The sequence below is a fragment of the Micromonospora profundi genome, assembly GCF_011927785.1.
GTDB lineage: Bacteria > Actinomycetota > Actinomycetes > Mycobacteriales > Micromonosporaceae > Micromonospora > Micromonospora profundi.
Genome location: NZ_JAATJK010000001.1, coordinates 4,688,657 through 4,707,439 on the forward strand (window position 1 = coordinate 4,688,657; position 18,783 = coordinate 4,707,439).

The window sequence follows — 18,783 nt, forward strand, 5'->3', positions numbered from 1 at the left end:
GCCATAGGGTGAGCGCCGTGTCGTTGATCACCATCGCTGGAGGACGGCTCGTGCCAGGTCGAGGTTCGGAGCCGCGCGGATGAGCGCGGTCATCGAGATCGAGGGTCTGCGCAAGACCTTCCACAGCATGCGTAACGGCCGGCGGGTGGCGGTGGACGGGTTCGACCTGCTGGTCGAGGCGGGCCAGGTTCACGGCTTCCTGGGCCCGAACGGCTCCGGCAAGACGACCACCCTGCGTGCCCTGCTCGGGCTGGTACGCGCCGACAGCGGGGTGATGAAGGTGTTCGGCGAGCGGTCGCCGGAGCTGCTGCCCCGGGTGGCCGGGCGGGTCGGCGCGATAGTGGAGAGCCCGCAGTTCTTCGGCAACTTCACAGGGCACCGCACGCTGCGGCTGCTCGCCCGCGCGGGCGACGTGCCGATCTCGCGGGTGGACGAGGCCCTGGAGTTGGTGGGCCTGCGTGACCGTGGTGACGAGCGGGTCAAGGGTTACTCGCTGGGGATGAAGCAGCGCCTCGCGGTGGCGTCGGCGTTGTTGAAGGATCCCCAGCTGCTGATCCTGGACGAACCGGCGAACGGTCTGGACCCGGCGGGGATCCGGGAGATGCGGGACCTGATGCGGACGTTGGCGGCGGCCGGGGTGACAGTGCTGGTGTCCAGTCACATCCTGGGCGAGATCCAGCTGATCTGCGACCACGTCACGATCATCTCGCGGGGCCGGCGGGTGGCGGCGGGTCGGGTGGACGAGGTGCTGGCCGGCTACGACCGGCAGGAGTTCCTGGTCCGGGTGGCCGAGCCGGAGCGCGCCGCCGAGGTGTTGCAGGCGGTGGAGCTGACGGCGGCAGTGGACGGCGACGCGCTTGTGGTGAGCGGGGTGACCGATCCGACGATCGTCAGTCGGGCGCTCGGTGAGCAGGGGCTGTGGGTGGGTGAGCTGACTCCGCTGCGGCCGGATCTGGAGAGCGTCTTCCTGGAGCTGACCGGCGCCGGGCACACGTGGATGCCCCGGCAGGTCGACGGTTCGGAGTTGCCTGCCGACGACGAGGACCGCGCGATGATCGATCTCGACGTACGGGGAGTGGACTCGTGAACCTGGTCCGGGCCGAGTTGGAGCGGCTGGCCGCGCGCCGCTTCGTGCAGCTCATGGTCGTCCTGCTGGCGCTGGCGTTCGCCGTCACCGCGGCGACCACACTGGCCGGCTCACACAAGCCCAGCGCCGAGGAGATGGCCTCGGCGCGGACGCAGGCCATCGCCGCACGGCAGGGCATGGAGGCAGCGTTCCAGGAGTGCCTGGCCTGGAAGGACCGCACGGTCCCCCGCGACACCGGCGACTATCAACCCGCCGACTGCTCGGAGATCGACCCGGCCCGGCAGGACCGGTTGCCTATCGCTTCGGACTATCTGCGCGGGGTGTTCAGCTTCGCCCAGCAGGCTCGCCCGCTGTTGTACTTCCTCATCGCGTTCCTGGCGATGTTCGGGTTCCTGGTCGGCGCCTCGTACATCGGCGCGGACCTGAACTCCGGCGGGGTGGTGAACCTGCTGCTGTGGCGACCACGCCGGCTCACTGTGCTCGCCGCCAAGCTCGGCACCCTGCTCGGCGTGGTGCTGGCGTTGTCGGTGGTGGCCTCGCTGGTCTACCTGGCCACGTTCTGGGTGATCGGTCAGGCGGCAGGGCTGGCCGGCCAGCCCGACGGGGAGTTCTGGCGGTCGCTGGGCGCCGTCCACGGCCGCGGTCTGGTGCTGGTGTTGCTGACCACCGCCCTGGGCTTCGCCATCGCGACGCTGGGCCGGCACACGTCGGCGGCGCTCGGTGCCGTCGCCGCGTACGCCGTGGTGTGGGAGTTGGGCGCCCGGGTGGTGATGGAGATCGTGGACGCCCGGCGGCCGGACCAGCTGATGCTCTCCAGTCACATCGGGGCGTGGCTCACCGGCGAGGCACGGTTCTGGGATCCGCAGCTCTGTTACAACTCGACGGGCGCCTTCTGCGACGGCCTCTACACGCTGACCTGGCGGCCTGCGCTGGCGGTGCTGCTTCTGCTCACCGGCGCGTTGACAGCGGCGGCGTTCGCCGTGTTCCGCCGCCGCGACCTGGTCTGAGGCGGGCCACCCCCGCCAGCCGCCCGCGCGGACGGCCAGGGCCGGCCGCCGCTGCCGGACTTCCCCGGTCGTGGCCGCCCGCGCGGGCGGCCACGACCGGGCGGCAAGAGCTTGCAGTACGGCCGCCAGCGGTGAAATATTCCTTCACATGACCGCCAGGGCGGGATCAGCCGACGGTGGAGCCGAACACCTCGTCGCGGACGGCGTCCAGTGCGGTGCGCAGCGCGCCGCGCAGGATCGGCTCCTCGGTGAGCCCCGTGGGCACCACCCGTGGCCGCACCAGGGTGATGGCCGCGACCTCGCGCTGCACCCGCTCGGCGAGCGCTTCCCCGCCGGCCTGGCCGACCTCACCGGCGAGCACCACGAGCGGCGGGTCGAGCACCACGCAGGTGCTCGCCACACCGAGGGCGAGCCGCCGGGCCAGCTCGTCGAGCATCGGGCCGCCCGCAGCGCCGTCGGCGACGGCCGCGCGTACCGCCTCGGCGGCGTCGGTGGCTGGGTAGCCGTGCTCGCGGGCGACAGCGCGCACCGAGTCCGCGCCGATGACCTGCTGGAAGGCCGGCTTGGCTCGGCGGGAGACGTCGCGTGGGATGGGCGCGCCGGGCACCGGCAGGTAGCCGATCTCGCCGGCCGCACCGCTGCTGCCGTGGTGCAGCCGTCCACCCAGCATGATGGCGAGGCCGACGCCAGCGCCGACCCAGACGAGCACGAAGTCGGCCATCCCCTGCGCGGCGCCGGACTGCGCCTCGGCCACCGCGGCCAGGTTGACGTCGTTCTCGAAGACCACGGGGGTGTGCAGGTCGTCGCGCAGCGCGGCGAGCAGGCCGCTGTGCCAGCGCGGCAGGTTGAAGGCGAAGGTGATGTCGCCGGTGTGGGGGTCGACCAGGCCGGGGGTGCCGAGCACGATCCGCCGGACGCTGCTGAGCTGTGCCTGTGCGCTGCTCGCGGCCTGCACGACTGCGTTGTGCACCACGCCCACCGGGTCGTCGGTGTCCCGCGTCGACTGCTCGACCCGGCCGATGACCGCGCCGGTGATGTCGGCGCAGGCGGCCACCACCCGGTCCGGGCCGACGTCCACTCCGACGACGTGCGCACTGCCCGGGCGTACCGCGTAGAGCTGGGCGTTCGGTCCTCGACCGCCGGCCTGCTCGCCGACCCGGGTGACCAGGCCGCGCTCCTCCAGCCGCTCGACGAGTTGAGAGGCGGTGACTTTGGACAGCCCGGTCAGCTCGCCCAGCCGGGCCCGGGTGAGCGGCCCGCGTTCGAGGAGCAGTTCGAGCGCCGCGCGGTCGTTGAGGGCCCGCAACAGGCGGGGGGTGCCGGGCAGCCGGGTCGCACTCATGCCACGTCCTCTAGTTTTAGTAAACTTTGCTAACTGTAAAACGACCTGCGAGCGGGTAGCCGTAGCGTATCGGCCACCCGCAGGTGGAGCGCTCGGCCGACCGTGCAGGGAGATGACCACCACGGGTACGACTTTTCGCAGCCGTGGGACAGAGAAGGGGAAGATCACGTGGGGCTGGATCCAGGACTGCGCAGGCTCGCGCTGGGCACGTTGCTCGCCGCGTACCAGGGACCGGTCCCGCCGGAGTGGGCTGTCGAACTGCTCGCCGACGGGCTGGCCGGGCACACCCTCTTCGGCACCAACGTGCGGGATCCCGGCCAGGTCGCGGCCAGCACCGCCGCGCTGCGCAGCGGCCGACCCGACGCGCTGATCGCCATCGACGAGGAGGGCGGCGACGTGACCCGGCTGGCGCACGCCACCGGCAGCCCGTACCCCGGAAACGCCGCCCTCGGCGCGATCGGCGACGTGGCGCTCACCCGGCGGGTCTACCAGGCGATCGGCGCCGAACTGGCCGCGCTCGGCATCACCGTCAACCTCGCCCCGACAGTTGACGTCAACAGCGCCGACGACAACCCCGTGATCGGCACGAGGTCGTTCGGCGCTGACCCGCTCCGGGTGGCCGCCCACTCGGCCGCCGCCGTCTCCGGGCTCCAGTCCGCGGGTGTCGCCGCCTGCGCCAAGCACTTTCCCGGCCACGGCGCCACAGTCACCGACTCGCACCATGAGCTGCCAATGGTGGACGTTCCGATGGAGCTTCTGCGCCAGCGGGACCTGCCGCCGTTCGCCGCGGTCGTCGCCGCCGGTGCGCGTGCCGTGATGACCGCGCACATCCGGGTGCCCGCGCTGACCGGCGACGGTCCGGCCACCTTCAGCCGGGCCGTCCTTGTCGACCTCCTCCGCGGTGAGTACGGCTTCACCGGCACCGTGATCACCGACGCGCTGGAGATGAAGGGCGCGGCGGTGGCCGCCGGTGGAGTCGGGCCGGCTGCGGTCCGGGCCCTGGCGGCCGGCGCCGACCTGCTGTGCATCGGCGCGAAGGTCGATGCCGAGCTGGTCGAGCGGGTGGCCGCACAGATCGTCGAGGCGCTTGCCGACGGCACGCTGGCGACCGCACGGGTCGAGGAGGCGGCCGGCCGCGCCGCCGCGCTGGCGGCCTGGACCCGGGCCGCAGGCGACACGCCGGCAACGGTCGACCCCGATCTGGGGTACGCGGCGGCACGCCGGGCGGTCCGGGTGGACGGTGTGCTCACCGGGCTGGACCAGCCTCTTGTGGTGCAGCTGCACACCGAGTCCACGATCGCCGAGGGGCGGGTGCCGTGGGGCCTCGGTCCGCACCTGGACGGCGTGCCCGAGATCAGGGTGGTAGCCGCCGAGACCGACCACGCGACGCTGCGCGGGCTGGCCGGTGACCGGTCGATAGTGCTTGTGGGCCGGCACCTGCACCGGTTGCCCGGCGGCCCAGAGCTGATCACCGCCCTGGCCGCGGAGCACCCGGTGACAGTTGTCGAGATGGGCTGGCCGGCGCAGTGGCGTCCGTCCGGCGTACGCGCCTTCGTCACGACGTACGGCGCGAGTCACGCAAACGGCCGGGCGGCCGCGGAGGTCCTCGGCCTGGCCGGCTGAGACCCGGCGTCCTCTGTGGCGGGTTGCCCGCCGGCAGCTGTTGAACACGTTCAAATGTTGCTCTACGCTCATGGCATCACCAGTTGAACGTGTTCAAGAAGGGTCTCCGCATGGATACCAAGGTCTGGATGTACCTGATCTACCTGGCAGTGAGCGTCGGCCTGACCATCTGGGTGGCCCGTGCGCTGGCCCGCAACGGGCAGGTCTTCCTCGAAGAGGTGTTCGCCGACGAACGGCTCGCCCGCGCCGTCAACAGCCTGCTCGTGGTCGGGTTCTACCTGCTCAACCTCGGCTACGTGACGGTGTCGATGAAGCACCCGGACCCGGTGGATTCGACAAGCCAGGCGATGGAGGAGCTGTCGATGAAGATCGGCCTGGTGCTCCTGGTGCTCGGCGCGCTGCACTTCTTCAACGTCTTCGCACTGGGCCGGTACCGGCGGAATCGACTCCGCCAGATGGCCCCGCACCCGCCGCTGGCGCCGATCGGCAGGCTCCCGATGCAATACGCGGCCGCACCGCAGCAGCCCGCACCGCACCAGCCCGTGCCTCAGCCCGTCGGAGCGCCGCCCGTCGGAGCGCCGCCCGTCGGACCACAGCAGGGCGGGCCGCAGCCGGGTGGCACTGGCCCGGGAACCAACCCTCAGGCCCGATGACCGTCACACCGGCCGGCGGTCCCGAGCGGCCTCTGAACCCCACCGCGCACGGGGGTGGTGGGGTCCAGAGGTTCACCGTCCTGTTCGACGCGACGTGCCCGCTGTGCCGGGCCGCCCGCCGGTGGCTCGCGTCGCGCCCCCAACTCGTACCCCTTGAGTTCGTGCCGGCCGGCTCGGCTGACGCCCGTCGGCGCTTCCCCGGCCTCGACCACGACGCGACGCTGCGTGATCTGACAGTGGTGGCCGACACCGGGGAGGTGTACGCGGGCGACGGCGCCTGGTTCGCGTGCCTCTGGGCGCTTGCCGACCACCGGTCCACGGCCGAGCGGCTGGCGCGGCCGCACCTGTTGCCGCTCGCCCGGCAGGTGGTGGCCACCGCCTCGGCGATCCGGGAGCGGATTCGCGATCCGTTGGCCGAGCCGACGGATGACCTGGCGGGATACGGTGGCCCCGATGACCGAGCAGCCTGCGCCGACGACCACTGCGGGTGATCCTGCGACCGTCCGGGGCGAGCAGACCCGACAGCTGATCCGGGACACCGCGATGCGGCTGTTCCGGGAGCGGGGCTACGCCCAGACCACGATGCGGGCGATCGCGCAGGAGGCCGGGGTGGCGGTGGGCAACGCCTACTACTACTTCGGTTCGAAGGACCACCTGATCCAGGAGTTCTACGCCCAGTCCCAGGTCGAGCACCGGGCTGCCGCCCAACCGGTGCTCGACCGGGAGGACGCGTTCGCCGCTCGGCTCGCGGGCGTGCTGCACGCCGCCATCGACGTGCTGACCCCGTCGCACGAGTTCGCGGCCAGCTTCTTCAAGATGGCGGCGGAGCCCACGTCGCCGCTGAGCCCCTTCTCCGCGGAGTCCTCGGGCCCCCGGGAAGCGGCCATCGGGCTCTTCGCCGAGGTGCTCAACGGCTCAACCGCCAAGGTCGACCCCGAGCTGCGCCCTCAACTGCCCGAGCTGCTCTGGCTGGCGTACATGGGCGTGGTCCTCTACTGGGTGCACGACAGGTCGCCCGGGCAGATCAAGACCCGACAGTTGATCGACGGCGCCGTGCCGTTGATCGACCAACTGGTGGGGTTGTCCCGGCTTCGGGTGCTCCGCCCGGCGACGCGACAGGTGCTCGCCCTCATCCGCACGCTACGTCACTGACCCTGCCGATCACCTCTTCGGGTCGCGCCGCAGGTCAAGTCCACAATTCGACACTCCGAGTCGACCGCTTACGCCTTGCACCACACCACTTCGATACGTAGCGTGATCGAAACAGGTCGGCCCGCCGCGGCCGGTCTCCCGTTACCGGGACCTGGGGGGAGGTTGGGGACCGTGGATCCGGCCCGGGATCCACGGTCCGCGCCCTGACGACCGACAGGCGGGTCGCGCCGGTCGCCCGCTCACTGCGGATAGACCCCGTACGCCCGCCAGCCCCGATCCGGGAAACCCGCCGCCTCCGCGACCCGCGCCGAGGCGTGGTTGTCCTTCTCGTGCAGGTACGTCGGCACCGCGCCCTCGTCGAGCACCCGCCGTGCCGCCTGTGCCACAAGTCGACGCGCGAGACCTCGACCCCGGGCGGCAGGCACTGTGCCGACGGCCAGCTCCTGCCCGTACGCGTCGTGCCGTTTGATCCCGGCCCCGGCCAGGTACGCGCCGTCCGCGTCCCGCACGACGAGCACCGGCCTGTCGAACAGCCGCAACCAGGGCGGGAGCCCGGGGGCGGTGGACTCGGTCCACTCCCCCACGTCCGGCAGCGGGGCAGGGTTGAGACTCCACCGGAACGGGCCGTCGTGCAGGCTCCAGCCAGGCAGGCCGACGGCGTCCGGTAGCGAGGCGAGCAGACGGTCCGGTGCGCGTGCGAGCAGCGCCCGGATCGCCGCCACCCGCTCCGGCGCGACGGAGAGCACCGCGCTGTGCCCGGTGTCCACGGCGAGCGCCGGGCGCAGCCGACCGTCCCAGGCTGGCCGGGTCCGCCGGTGGGAGGCGACAACGTGCAACCCGGGCGCGGCCGGCCACTGGCCGAGCCAGGACGCCAGGTGCAGGTGGAGCCGCCGGTCGAGCATGCGTACCTCCCCCGTCACCCGGCCGTCGTGGATCACCGTACGCCGGGTGGCGCGACCGGGCGGGGCGATCCGGCAGCGCCGGGGGTATGCGGCGAGCCACTTCTCACGTGCGTATTCGAACCCGGAACCGGGTAGACCAATCGAGCGTCATATGTATTTCCATATCTCGACACCTTTGTCTGGGACGGTAGGGCCATGCCGATACAGCCGAACGACCGCCACCTCCAGGACCCCGAGCGACCCTGGCGGGCAGCGGGGGCCGTGGGACACCTCCCGGCCCAGCCGCGGCACCGGGCGCCGCGCACCACGGGCGCCCTGCCCTGGGCGGCGCTGGACGCGCTACCGGCCGCCAGTTCCAGTCGGCACCGCCTCAACACCCACTGACCAGGTTCCACGCCCGGGCGCACGACACACCCGGGCCGTCCAGCGGCGGCATTCGCACACCTGTCGGGTAATTTCTTGTGGTCCGGATTCCGGCCACGACAGGAGAAGCTCCGCGCATGGGCAAGAAGACGATCCACGTCTCCGATTTCACCGGCACCGTTCTGCAGCAGGACGACGAGGTGGTTCGCGTCGTCGTCCTGGAGCACCCGGACCTGGTCGCCGGGCCTGTGCAGCTGGATGCCACCCCGGGCGAGGTGGAGAACATCGACGACGCGGCCCTTGACGTGGCCGTGGTCGAGATCCACGACCGGCACGGTGGCGGCGAGCCCCGGCGGGTGGTGCTCACCGCCAGCGAGTTCGATGCGATGGCCACCGACGTGCCGATGGCGCAGTTGCTGAAGACCGCCGAGCGGGTCCGCCCGCCCAAGGCTCGCAAGAGCGCCGAGAAGATCGACTACGGCACCCTGGAGCACGCCGGCAAGCCGCACCGGGGTCGGGTCACCGAGGAGGAGGCCCGGCTGGTGCGCGAGCACCTCGACGAGGTCAACAAGCGGCTCGCCGACGCGGGCGTACGCCAGATCGACCCGGCCGATCCGGAGCACGCCCTGCGGTACGGCTTCCCCGACGTCTCCTGAGCCGCCGCCCGGCGGATCACCAGGCGGCGCTACGGGGTGGTGTCGCCCGCCCCGGCCGCCTTGACCACGGCGGCGAGGGTGGCGACCAGGTCGGCCTCGACCGCTGCCTTCTCCAGGCCGAGGGTGGTGAGCACACCGGCGCCGTCCTCCTGCTCCAGCAGGGCGAGCAGGATGTGCTCGGTGCCGATGTAGTTGTGCCCGAGGCGCAGCGCCTCCCGGAAGGTCAGCTCCAGCGCCTTCTTGCCCCGCGCGTCGTACGGAATGAGGTCCGGGACCTGCTCGGCCCGCGGCGGGAGGACGGCGGCGACCGCCTCGCGCACCGCCTCGGGAGTGATCCCGCGACCGGCTATCGCCCTGGCGGCGAGCGCGTCCGGTTCGGCGAGCAGGCCCAGCACCAGGTGCTCGGGGCCGATCTCGGTGTTGCCGCTGGCACGGGCCTCTTCCTGCGAGGCCATCACGACGTTGCGGGCGCGAGGGGTGAACCGGCCGAAGCCGTCGTTCGGGTCGAGCGGCGTGTCGGTCGCCTTCGGCACGAAGCGCTTCTGGGCGGCCTGCTTGGTGACCCCCATGCTGCGTCCGATGTCGGTCCAGGAGGCGCCGGAGCGCCGCGCCTGGTCGACGAAGTGCCCGATCAGGTGGTCGGCGACCTCGCCGAGGTGATCGGCGGCGATCACCGCATCGGTCAGTTGGTCGAGCGCGTCGGGGTGCGCTTTCTTGATCGCCTGGATCAGGTCATCGAGCTTGACTGGGTTGCTCATCTGGAAAGGTTCCGTCATGCGTCAACCATAAGTTGACGCATGCTCATCGTCAACCCTTAGTTGACGATGGCCGCCCGTTCACACTGCTGTCTCGGCGTACTCCGGTAGGCGGCGGGCGACCTCGGCCGGAGAGGGCATGCGGGAGATCTCCTCCGCGATCTCGCGGGCAGCGTCGCGATACGCCACGTTGCCGTGCTGCGGCAGCAGCGTGTGGACCTGCTCGGCGATGGCGTCCGCGGTCACCGCCCCGGGGAGCAGCCGCAGGCCGGCACCGGCGGCGGTCACCGCATCCGCGTTGGAGAACTGGTCGGCACCCTGCGGCACCATCAACTGGGGTACGCCGGCCGCGAGCGCGCCGAGTGTGGTGTTGCTGCCTCCGTGGTGCACCACCACGTCGACAAGCGGCAGCAGCTCCGCCTGCGGCACCCACTGCTGAACGGTGACGTGCCCGGGGATCTCCCCAAGCTCCTCCACTGGCACCCCGCCCGCCGCGACAACCACCTGCGCGTCCAGCGGCGCCAGAGCGGCGATGGCCGTCCTGAACAACTCTGCCGTACCGAACGCGGTGCCGAGGGTGAGGTAGATCAACGGCTGGGACGTCCGACCGCCGGCCCGCACGGGTAGCGGGGCCGGTGTGGAGAAGGGGACCGGTCGCAGCTCGATCCGACGTTCCGTGGCGAGGAAGCTCCGCTCCTGGAGCGAGGGCGGGCAGATGTCGATGTGCGGCCGGCCGCCGACCTCGGCGTTCCTGGTGGGCAGTTCGAGGCCGATGCCGTCCGGGTACATCCGGCCGAACCCGTGCCAGAGGCCCGGGATGCCGGCACGACGAGCGGCGATCGCCGCCCCCGGCAACCCCCACTCGTGCACCACCAGGTCGGGGCTCAGGCGCGCGAATTCCGGTTCGAGGTCCTCGGCGTACGCCTCGTAGAACACGTCGCCGGGACGGAACGGCCGCAGACCGTTCGCGGCGAGCGGCGCGTGCACAGCCGGGCCCGCGGCGAAGTGGACCTCGTGACCGGCGTCCCGCGCGGCGATCGCCAGTGGGATCAGCGGATAGGTGTGACTGACTGACGAAAGGCTGGCGAACACCACACGCATGCCCGGACCATACTGCCGCACCGTCGGCCCGATCGGGTCCGTCGATGCGTATACGGTGGGCTCCGGTCAGGCACGGGGAGGGCGGTCATGCGGCTGCACGTGGGATGCGCGATGTGGACCCACAGGGCGTGGCAGGGGCGCCTGGTGGCGCATCCGCTGCCACCCACCGAGCGTCTACGGCACTACGCGAGTTGGTGCGACGCCGTCGAGGGGAACACCACGTTCTACGCCACCCCCGCCCGGGACACTGTGGCGTCATGGGCGGCGCAGACCGATCCCGCCTTCCGGTTCGTCCTCAAACTTCCCAAGGTCATCACGCACGAGCGACGGCTGGCCGACGCCGAGGGACCGCTCCGCGCATTCCTGGACGCCATCGAGCCGCTCGGCCCGCGCGCCCACGCCATCTGGGTCCAACTGCCCGGCTCGTTCGCTCCCGCCGACGTGCCGGCCCTGGGCCGTTTCCTTGGTCAACTCCCGCAATCCCACAGGTACGCCGTGGAGGTCCGTCACCAGGCGTTCTTCAGCGACACCTCCGCGATCCGACTGCTCGAAGCGACCCTCGCCGGCGTTTCGGCCGAGTGGATCCCCTTCGACACCACAGCGTTCTTCACGAGCCCGCCGACAAGCGACGCGGAGCGGGACGCCTGGACCAAGAAGCCCCGCCTGCCGCTGCGGTCGTCGGCGCTCACCGACCGCCCGATCGTCCGCTATCTCGGTCGTGACGACGTCACACGGACGACCGAGGGGTGGCAGGGCTGGGTCGGCATCGTCGCCGACTGGCTGCGTGAGGGCCGCTCCCCGACGGTGTTCATCCACACCCCGGACAACGCCGACGCGCCGGTGCTCGCCCGCCGGTTCCACGACGAGGTACGCGCCCGCGTACCCGGCCTCGACGCGTTGCCCGATCCGATACCTGCCGAACCGCTGACCCTCTTCTGACCAGCGCTGCCGCGCTTCGGACCAGCGCTGGCGTGGCGATCGCGATTGCGGAACCGCATTGTCCGCGATCGTGGATAGCGTGATCGCCGACGACATCGACGAGGGGGACACGATGAGCCTGCGGGGATTCGCCACACTCAACATCTGGGCCGACGACGTGGCAGCGGCCACCGAGTGGTACGCGGAGTTCCTGGGCCAGGAGGCGTACTTCCTGCGTCCGGGCCCGGACGGGCGCCCCGCGTACACCGAGTTCCGTATCGGCGACTACCAGGGCGAGTTGGGCATCATCGACCGCAGGTGGGCGCCACCCGGGGCGACGGCGCGGACCGGCGGCGTCGTCATGCACTGGCACGTCGACGACCTTGAGGCCACCGTGGCGCGGCTGTTGGCGATGGGCGCGACGGAGTACCAGCCGATCACGCCGCACGGTGACCAGGGTTTCATCACCGCCTCGGTTGTCGACCCGTTCGGCAACGTACTTGGCGTGATGACGAACCCGCACTACCTCGACGTGCTCGCCGCACGCGCGACGGCCTGACCGGGCGCTCGATGTCGGTGCCTCGTGGTGCACTGGCGCCGACATCACGGGCCAGGCGGAAGGGCTATTCATGGACACCCGAGAGGCGGCCCGGCGCTGGGCCAGGACGTGGGCCGACGCCTGGCCGATCAAGGACGCCGAGGCGATCGCCGCCCTCCAGAACGAGAGCGGCGACCACTGGGCCTCGATGTTCCGTCCCTACCGGGGGCGGTCCGGCCTGCGTGCCTATCTGACGGAGTGCTTCACGGAGGAGTCCCGCCCGGCGCAGGTGTGGTTCGCCGAGCCACGCGTCGATGGCGACACGGCGGCTGTGGAGTACTGGTCGGTGATCCACGTCGACGACCAGCCCATGACCATCTCCGGCTGCACCGTGCTGCGCTTCGACGAGGCTGGCCTGGTGGCCGAGTCTCGGGACTATTCGCACGCCACGCAGGGCCGCCACCTGCCACCGGGCGACCTCTTCGGGTGACGTCCAGTTGGCGACTCATGCGTGCTCCTCCCCCCAACCCCCCGCCCGGCGCACCATCCTGGCGGCGCGTTCGGTCTCCACACCGCTGGAGATGAGCAGATCGTGCGCGGCGGTCCGAAACTCGCCCACCGCGATCAGCCCCGAATAGCCCAGCCTGTGCACGTGCGGGCCGGTGGTGATCCGCGAAACCCCACCCTGTGCCTGCCCTACCAACTCGACGCCCTTCAGGATCTGCTCGCGCGTCTCCCGTGGCTCCGTACCGGCCTGGATCGCCCAGCGCAGGGTCACCAATGACGCGCCCAGCAGGTCGACGGCCGCCGGGAATTCCTCGGGTATCGGTTCGTCGTCTTTGAGGGCCGTCGTGAGTCGCCGCGTCAGGGACCGCGCGCTGTGTATGGAGCGTTCCAGGTGACGGATGGAATCCGCGTGGAAGGCCAGGGAGTCGCGCTCGCGCCACCGCAGGGGCGCCAACCGCACCACCTCCTCGGCCGCGCTGAGCCCTTCGTTCAGCGCGTTGATCTGGGGGGTGAGGCTCCGCAACATGCCGAGGCTCCGTTCGGCGTCGTCGAGGTTGCGAATGCGCACCGCCGCAGACAGCGAGTGCAGGGCCGTGGCCGAGGAGTTGACGACGGGCTCGGCCAGGCGCAGCAGCGTCCGCTTCGGGTGGATGGGCACCAGCAGCAGCCCGACCGCCAGCCCGACCAACCCGCCCACCGCGGCGTCGACGAACCGGGGAACGGACAGCTCGTGTACGGGCGGTTCCAGGGTGGCGATGAGCACCGCGGTGCCACCGGCCTGGGTGATCAGGGAGCCACCACCCTTGAGCAGCACGGCCACGGTGATCGCCAGGATGACGACGACACCCGTCTGCCAGGGCCCGATGCCGAAGAACGGCATGAGGAGGTCGCCGACGGCGAGCCCCAGGGTCACCCCGGCCAGCAGCTCGATGGTGCGCCGCAGACGGGATCCCATCGACGCGGCCACGATGCCGACCGCTGTGGTGGGTGCGACGATCGGCGAGGGATTGTCCAGGAAGTGGTACGCCACGAACCACGCGATCGACGCCGCGATGCCCGCCTGAACGGTGAGCAGACCGTACAGGCGCAGCCTCCGGGCGCGGGCGCGTGCCGTGCGCTGTCCCCGCTCCCGCAGGTCGGCGAGCGTCCGGTGCGCCCGGTCACGCACGTGCGGCTGCGGACCGGGTTCGGCGGCCGGCTGCTGGTTGGCAGGCACGGCGCCGCTTACCCAGCCAGCACCAAACTATCCGGTAGGTCAGCAGCGGGTGGAAAGGGCGCAGCCGGGCCGGGACGGAGGTTCCCGTCCCGGCCCGGGCACGGGTCACCTGATGGAAAAGTCGGCAAGCCGCAGCGCCGAGCCGAACACCAGGTACACGTCGTGGGTGCCGGCGGCACCCGCCAGCCTGGTGCTCACGCTGGCGTACCGGTAGTCGTCACCGGTGCTGGGCACGGCGGCCGTGCCGAGCAACCGTCCGGTGGGCGAGCCCAGCCGGATCTGAATGGTGCCGGCGCCCGCGCCGGCCCTTGCCACCTTCGCGGTAAAGGTGTGGACGCCAGGGCGCAGAGCGGAGCCGTCGAACGAGATCCACTGGCCGGCGGCGGTGGCGCCCACTGCCGTACCGCTGGGTTTCGTCTCGTCGACGAGCCGGACTCCGGCGTACCTGTCGAAGTTCTCCGCCCGAGTGGGTCGGGACAGGTCACGCGCCGGGATGGTCTCGCCCCGCACCTGGACCGCGGTCCGGCCCCGGAGGTCCCCGACGGACGCGCCGATCAGGAGATCGTAGGTGGACGACTCGACCACCCAACGGCTGCGGGTGACATCCCAGTGCGCCAGGTCGGCGGCGGACAGCCGCAGCGTCGCGGTACGGGTCTGCCCGGCCGGGATCTGCACCCGCTGGAACGCCTTGAGCGCCCGGAGCGGAGTCTTGTCCCGCGAGGTGCGCTGGTGGGTGTAGAGCTGCACCACCTCGGCCCCGGCCCGGCTGCCGACGTTCGTCACGTCGACCCGGACCGTGATGGTGCCGTCGGCCCGTACCGACCGCGCGTCGACGCGGGGCTGGCCGTACCGGAACCGGGTGTACGACAGCCCGTGGCCGAACGGGTAGAGCGGCTTCGCGCTGCTGTACAGGTACGTCTGGTCGGACGAGATGATGTCGTACTCCAGCAGGTCCGGCGGCAGTTGCCGGTCCGAGCGGTACCAGGTCTGGGTGAGCTTGCCGGACGGGTTGCGGTCGCCGAACAGGACGTCGGCGATGGCGTGCCCGGTCTCGGCGCCCGCGTGGGTGGTCCAGACGATTGCCGGGACGTGCTCCTGCTCCCAGCCGGTGGTGACCGGGTAGCTGGTCTGGAGCACCAGCACGGTACGCGGGTTGGCCCTGGTCACGGCCTTGACCAGCGCCTCCTGGCCGGCGCTCAGCGCCATCGACGTGCGGTCGTGCGCCTCGCGGCCGTTGATGAACGGGTTGCTGCCGACCACGAGCACGGCGGTGTCGGCAGCCCTGGCCGCGGCGACCGCCCTGTCGATTCCGCTGCTGATCACGTCACGGCTGAAGTGGGTGGCGTCGGCCGCCGTGGTGGCGCCGAGCGTGAGGGCACCGTCGGCACCGACGGTGATGTACCGCTCGGGGCCGAACCAGCTCTCCTTGGTCTCGTAGCCGGCGTAGCGCAGCGCGACGGTTCCGTCGGCCTGCGGCTCCAGCTTGAACTGCTGCTGCACGTACCAACCGTTTGGCTGCTCGTCGCGGGTGAGGAACGGCCCCCAGTTGTAGCCGAGGTAGCGGCCGTTGGCGGCGTTGCGCAGCGTCACCACGTCCTGGCCCCAGTCCACCACGTCGAACTGGGCGGCGGCGGAGGCCGTGGTGCCGGTGGCGGCGACCGGATCGGCGTCGGTGGTGCCGGTGGCAGTGACGTACCGGCCAGCCGGGTCCTTCAGGGTGATCCGGTCGGCCCCGTCGAGCCCGGTGACGCTGGCTGCGCTGCCCAGCCGTTCGCGGATGCCGTCGAGCGCCGTCACCTGGTACGGCAGGTCGCCGCCGTACCAGTCGGTGTAGAGGGTGTCGGCCAGCGGGCCGAGCACTGCCACCTTGCGGGTCCGGGTCGGGTCCAGCGGAAGTGCCTGCCGGGAGTTCTTGAGCAGCACCATCGCCTCGCCGGCGGCCTGCCGGGCCAGGCGCTGGTGTTCGGGGCTGTTGATGACGTCAGGGGTGATGCCGCCGTACCGGCCGCCGCCAGGGTCGAACTCACCCAGCCGGATCCGGAGGTTCAGGGTCTCCCGGATGCGGGCGTCGATGTCGCGCTCGGTGAGCAGCCCGGTCGCCAGTGCCTGCTTGATGGCGGTGACTGTCGGCTGCGCGTTCGTGTCGTCGGTGATGAAGCTGTTGGCGCCGGCCTTGACGATGGCGGCGTTCCCCTCGGGCAGTGTCGCGTAGTACCCCTGGGAGCCGATGAGGTTGTTCGGTGCCCAGGCGTCGGTCACGTTCATCAGCGGCTTGTCGGTCCAGCCGCGGATCACCGTGGCGAGGTCCGGGTCCACCGTCGCGGGGCGGCCGTTGACCAGGTTGTACGAGGCCATCACCCCGGTCGCCGCGTCGGCGGCGATTGCCGGTTTGAACGCGGCGCGCTCGTACTCGTTGAGCACCCGAGGGGGCACGTTCGAGGACGTGACGTCGCGGCGTACCTCGTTGTTGTAGGCCAGGTAGTGCTTGAGGGTCGGTGCGCTCTTGAGGTGGTCGGGGTCCCCGCCGGTCATCCCGGAGCCGTACGCCGTGGAGATCGCGGCGGTGAGCGTCGGGTCCTCCGAGTAGCCCTCCTCGTTGCGGCCCCAGCGGGGGTCGCGGAGCAGGTTGACCACCGGCGCCCACAGGTTGAGCCCCCAGACCCGGGGATTCTGCGCGTGGTGGCCGCGCGCCTCGTCGCCGACGGCCGAGCCGACCCGCTGGATCAGGTCCGGGTTCCAGGTGCTCGCCATGCCCACCGGCTGCGGGAACGTCGTCCCCTTGGCCTTCACCACCGCGCCGTTGTTGTCGATGTCGGTCGACCAGGCGATCCCGTGCAGCGCCTCGGTGCCGGTCTTGAACAGGCCGATGCCCAGCCGTGGGATGGCCGGTTGGTACTGGTGCAGCATCGAGATCTTCTCGTCCTGGGTGAGCCGGCCGAGCAGATCGTCGACGCGGGCGTTCACGGGCAGGTGAGGATCTCGGAACGGGTACGTGGGTTCGGCGAGTGCCGTGCCGGGGACGACCGGCAGGGCGAGCAGGGCGAGCGCGAGCGCGGTGATTCCGCGCCGGAGGCGCCTGTTCCGCATGCGGTTCTCCTCGTGTCGTGCGGCAGATGCCCAGGGGGCGCCGAGATCGGCGTGGTCAGGCTCGACACCCTGCCGGAGGGCCCGGGAATCGAGGTCGTCGAAGCGCTTCGATGACCCGGCGGCGATGCCACGGCCGCAATTGGTGGTGATGGGCGCAACTATAGACGCGCGCCTATGAATGGCAAGAGCGTGCGCGGTGCCGGGGCGGCCGGGATTCCGCGTGCGGCGGGCGGGCCCGGTGTCGCACCGAGCCCGCCCGCTGCGGGTCGAGCCTGTTCGTCCGGCCTGGTCTGCGCCGGAGTCGACTGCTGTCAGCGTTGCAGGGTCAGCAGGCCCGGACGGTAGGGCAGCAGACCGTAGTCACCGCCGGAGTTGGGCGAGCGGCCCTGGTACAGCAGTTGCAGGTTGCACGGATCCACAGTCATCGTCTGATCGGCGTTGGTCCGCAACAACTCACCATGGCTGATGTCATTGGTCCACGTCGCGCCACTGTTGGCCTTACCCGCGAACGGGTTGCTCTCCGTGGCCGCCTGCGGCGTCCACGACCCACCCAAACTGGTGGCCGTGAACGACCGGAAGTACCGACCCTGCGACCCGATCGCCTCCACGATCATCAGATACCGGCTCTGACCCTGAAGCTTGTAGACCTGCACCGCCTCGAACAAGTTGTTCGTCGAGTCACTCATGATCGTCGTGTAGTTGCTGCCGAAACTGCCCGGGAAGTTCCCGATCGGCATACTCGCCCGATAGATCTTGCCGTTGTCCCCGGCGAAGAACAGATACATGTTCTGATCGTCACCGATCACCGCCTGATCAATCGGACCCGTACCCGAACCCGAGATACTCCCGGTGAACAACGGCTGCGCCGACGACCACCCGTTAGCATTCGTCGGATCCGTCGAGGTCCGATACGAGAACGCCGTCGGACCCCACTGATACGCCAACACCCAGATGTTGCGCGGCGCGAAGTAGAACAACGACGGCGCCACAGTCGCCGACGACATCGCGTTCTGCGACGCCGACGCCATCTCGGAGTAGTTCGTGAACAAGCTGAAGTTCATCGAACCCCACCGCGTACCCGTGTCATGCGTGGTCGCATACACCAACTGCCGACCGTTGTACGGCGCCACAGTGAAGTCCTTCAACGACACCCAACCCGACCTCGGCTGCGCCAACACACCAGTCGACGACCACCGGTACGTCGACGGCAGGTTGCAGGGGGTGGGTGGCGGAGTCGTCGGAGGTGGAGTCGTAGGCGGCGGGGTGGTCGCAGGCGGGGTTGTCGGTGGCGGTGACGTCGGCGGCGGAGGCGTCGGGCCCGGAGGGCTCGGCACCGTACCGCCGGTGCACGTCACGCCGTTGAGGGCGAAGCTCGACGGCACCGGGTTGCTGCTCGTCCACGATCCGTTGAAGCCGAACGAGGTCGAGCCGTTGGTGGGGATCGAGCCGTTGTAACTCACGTTCCGCGCGGTCACCGCCGCGCCGCTCTGCGTCAGCGACGTGTTCCACGACTGGGTGACGGTCTGCCCGGCATCGAACGACCAGGTCAACGTCCAACTGCTCACTGGATCACCGAGGTTGGTGATCGTCACGTTGGCACCGAAACCGCCCTGCCACTGGGACGGCACCGCGTAGTCCACCGAACAGCCTGCGGCTGCGGCACCGGCAGGCATCGCCGCGACCACCGTCGCCGACACCAGCAACGCGACGCCAGCCGATGCCAGACCGACATTCGTTGCTCTGGATCTGACCATGAAGCACCCTCCTAACGGGTCGGCGGCCGAGGCATTCGCGAGGATGATTGTTTTGTGAACGTTAACAGCCGCGTCAGGTATGTTACGGGAGCGCTCCCATACACTCAACGCCATCGATAGAT

General features: G+C 70.7%; 17 protein-coding genes. 10 read left to right on the plus strand and 7 right to left on the minus strand.

Features of this window, described 5'->3' with window-relative positions:
* The first annotated feature begins 79 nt into the window (after positions 1 to 79).
* The gene (locus F4558_RS20635; RefSeq protein ID WP_053657610.1) at positions 80 to 1,087 is read left to right on the plus strand and encodes an ABC transporter ATP-binding protein; all 1,008 of its coding nucleotides are present in this window, start codon (positions 80 to 82) and stop codon (positions 1,085 to 1,087) included.
* The gene (locus F4558_RS20640; protein WP_167945600.1) at positions 1,084 to 2,094 is read left to right on the plus strand and encodes an ABC transporter permease subunit; all 1,011 of its coding nucleotides are present in this window, start codon (positions 1,084 to 1,086) and stop codon (positions 2,092 to 2,094) included. Before F4558_RS20635 ends, F4558_RS20640 begins: the two co-directional genes overlap by 4 nt.
* A gap of 166 nt (positions 2,095 to 2,260) precedes the next feature.
* Here F4558_RS20640 and F4558_RS20645 read toward each other — a convergent pair whose 3' ends face one another.
* Entirely contained in the window at positions 2,261 to 3,436 is a 1,176-nt protein-coding gene (locus F4558_RS20645; protein ID WP_053657608.1) for an ROK family transcriptional regulator, read from the minus strand.
* 168 nt (positions 3,437 to 3,604) lie between these two features.
* On the opposite strand from F4558_RS20645, the gene F4558_RS20650 reads away from it, so the two are divergent.
* From F4558_RS20650 to F4558_RS20665, 4 genes are all read left to right on the plus strand, one after another.
* Positions 3,605 to 5,059, plus strand: coding sequence for a glycoside hydrolase family 3 N-terminal domain-containing protein (locus F4558_RS20650; protein ID WP_167945602.1), 1,455 nt, complete (start codon positions 3,605 to 3,607; stop codon positions 5,057 to 5,059).
* Between the two features lie 110 nt (positions 5,060 to 5,169).
* Positions 5,170 to 5,712, plus strand: coding sequence for a hypothetical protein (locus tag F4558_RS20655; protein ID WP_053657666.1), 543 nt, complete (start codon positions 5,170 to 5,172; stop codon positions 5,710 to 5,712).
* Positions 5,709 to 6,203, plus strand: a complete 495-nt coding sequence (locus F4558_RS20660) for a thiol-disulfide oxidoreductase DCC family protein (protein ID WP_167945604.1) — start codon at positions 5,709 to 5,711, stop codon at positions 6,201 to 6,203. The genes F4558_RS20655 and F4558_RS20660 overlap by 4 nt, the downstream gene beginning before the upstream one ends.
* On the plus strand, positions 6,166 to 6,864 hold the full coding sequence (locus F4558_RS20665; RefSeq protein ID WP_053657664.1) for a TetR family transcriptional regulator: 699 nt from the start codon (positions 6,166 to 6,168) through the stop codon (positions 6,862 to 6,864). Before F4558_RS20660 ends, F4558_RS20665 begins: the two co-directional genes overlap by 38 nt.
* A gap of 239 nt (positions 6,865 to 7,103) precedes the next feature.
* On the opposite strand, the gene F4558_RS20670 is transcribed toward F4558_RS20665, so the two are convergent.
* Entirely contained in the window at positions 7,104 to 7,766 is a 663-nt protein-coding gene (locus F4558_RS20670) for a GNAT family N-acetyltransferase (RefSeq protein ID WP_167945606.1), read from the minus strand.
* A 500-nt stretch (positions 7,767 to 8,266) separates the two neighbouring features.
* Here F4558_RS20670 and F4558_RS20675 point away from each other — a divergent pair, with 500 nt between their 5' ends.
* Entirely contained in the window at positions 8,267 to 8,785 is a 519-nt protein-coding gene (locus F4558_RS20675; RefSeq protein WP_053657601.1) for a hypothetical protein, read from the plus strand.
* A gap of 29 nt (positions 8,786 to 8,814) precedes the next feature.
* On the opposite strand, the gene F4558_RS20680 is transcribed toward F4558_RS20675, so the two are convergent.
* Together F4558_RS20680 and F4558_RS20685 are read right to left on the minus strand one after the other, a co-directional pair.
* The gene (locus tag F4558_RS20680; RefSeq protein WP_167945608.1) at positions 8,815 to 9,561 is read right to left on the minus strand and encodes a Clp protease N-terminal domain-containing protein; all 747 of its coding nucleotides are present in this window, start codon (positions 9,559 to 9,561) and stop codon (positions 8,815 to 8,817) included.
* 60 nt (positions 9,562 to 9,621) lie between these two features.
* The gene (locus tag F4558_RS20685) at positions 9,622 to 10,641 is read right to left on the minus strand and encodes a glycosyltransferase (RefSeq protein ID WP_167945610.1); all 1,020 of its coding nucleotides are present in this window, start codon (positions 10,639 to 10,641) and stop codon (positions 9,622 to 9,624) included.
* An 87-nt stretch (positions 10,642 to 10,728) separates the two neighbouring features.
* Between F4558_RS20685 and F4558_RS20690 the strand changes: the two genes are divergently transcribed.
* From F4558_RS20690 to F4558_RS20700, 3 genes are all read left to right on the plus strand, one after another.
* Entirely contained in the window at positions 10,729 to 11,580 is an 852-nt protein-coding gene (locus F4558_RS20690) for a DUF72 domain-containing protein (protein WP_167945612.1), read from the plus strand.
* Positions 11,581 to 11,650: 70 nt separating this feature from the next.
* Positions 11,651 to 12,118: a VOC family protein gene (locus F4558_RS20695; RefSeq protein ID WP_312877375.1), complete on the plus strand. Its 468-nt coding sequence runs from the start codon at positions 11,651 to 11,653 to the stop codon at positions 12,116 to 12,118.
* A 70-nt stretch (positions 12,119 to 12,188) separates the two neighbouring features.
* The gene (locus F4558_RS20700) at positions 12,189 to 12,587 is read left to right on the plus strand and encodes a nuclear transport factor 2 family protein (RefSeq protein WP_053657593.1); all 399 of its coding nucleotides are present in this window, start codon (positions 12,189 to 12,191) and stop codon (positions 12,585 to 12,587) included.
* Between the two features lie 15 nt (positions 12,588 to 12,602).
* Here F4558_RS20700 and F4558_RS20705 read toward each other — a convergent pair whose 3' ends face one another.
* From F4558_RS20705 to F4558_RS20715, 3 genes are all read right to left on the minus strand, one after another.
* Entirely contained in the window at positions 12,603 to 13,820 is a 1,218-nt protein-coding gene (locus F4558_RS20705) for an FUSC family protein (protein WP_167945614.1), read from the minus strand.
* A gap of 105 nt (positions 13,821 to 13,925) precedes the next feature.
* On the minus strand, positions 13,926 to 16,907 hold the full coding sequence (locus F4558_RS20710) for a glycoside hydrolase family 3 protein (protein ID WP_053657591.1): 2,982 nt from the start codon (positions 16,905 to 16,907) through the stop codon (positions 13,926 to 13,928).
* Between the two features lie 311 nt (positions 16,908 to 17,218).
* Positions 17,219 to 18,661, minus strand: coding sequence for a non-reducing end alpha-L-arabinofuranosidase family hydrolase (locus tag F4558_RS20715; protein ID WP_167945616.1), 1,443 nt, complete (start codon positions 18,659 to 18,661; stop codon positions 17,219 to 17,221).
* Positions 18,662 to 18,783 lie beyond the last annotated feature (122 nt).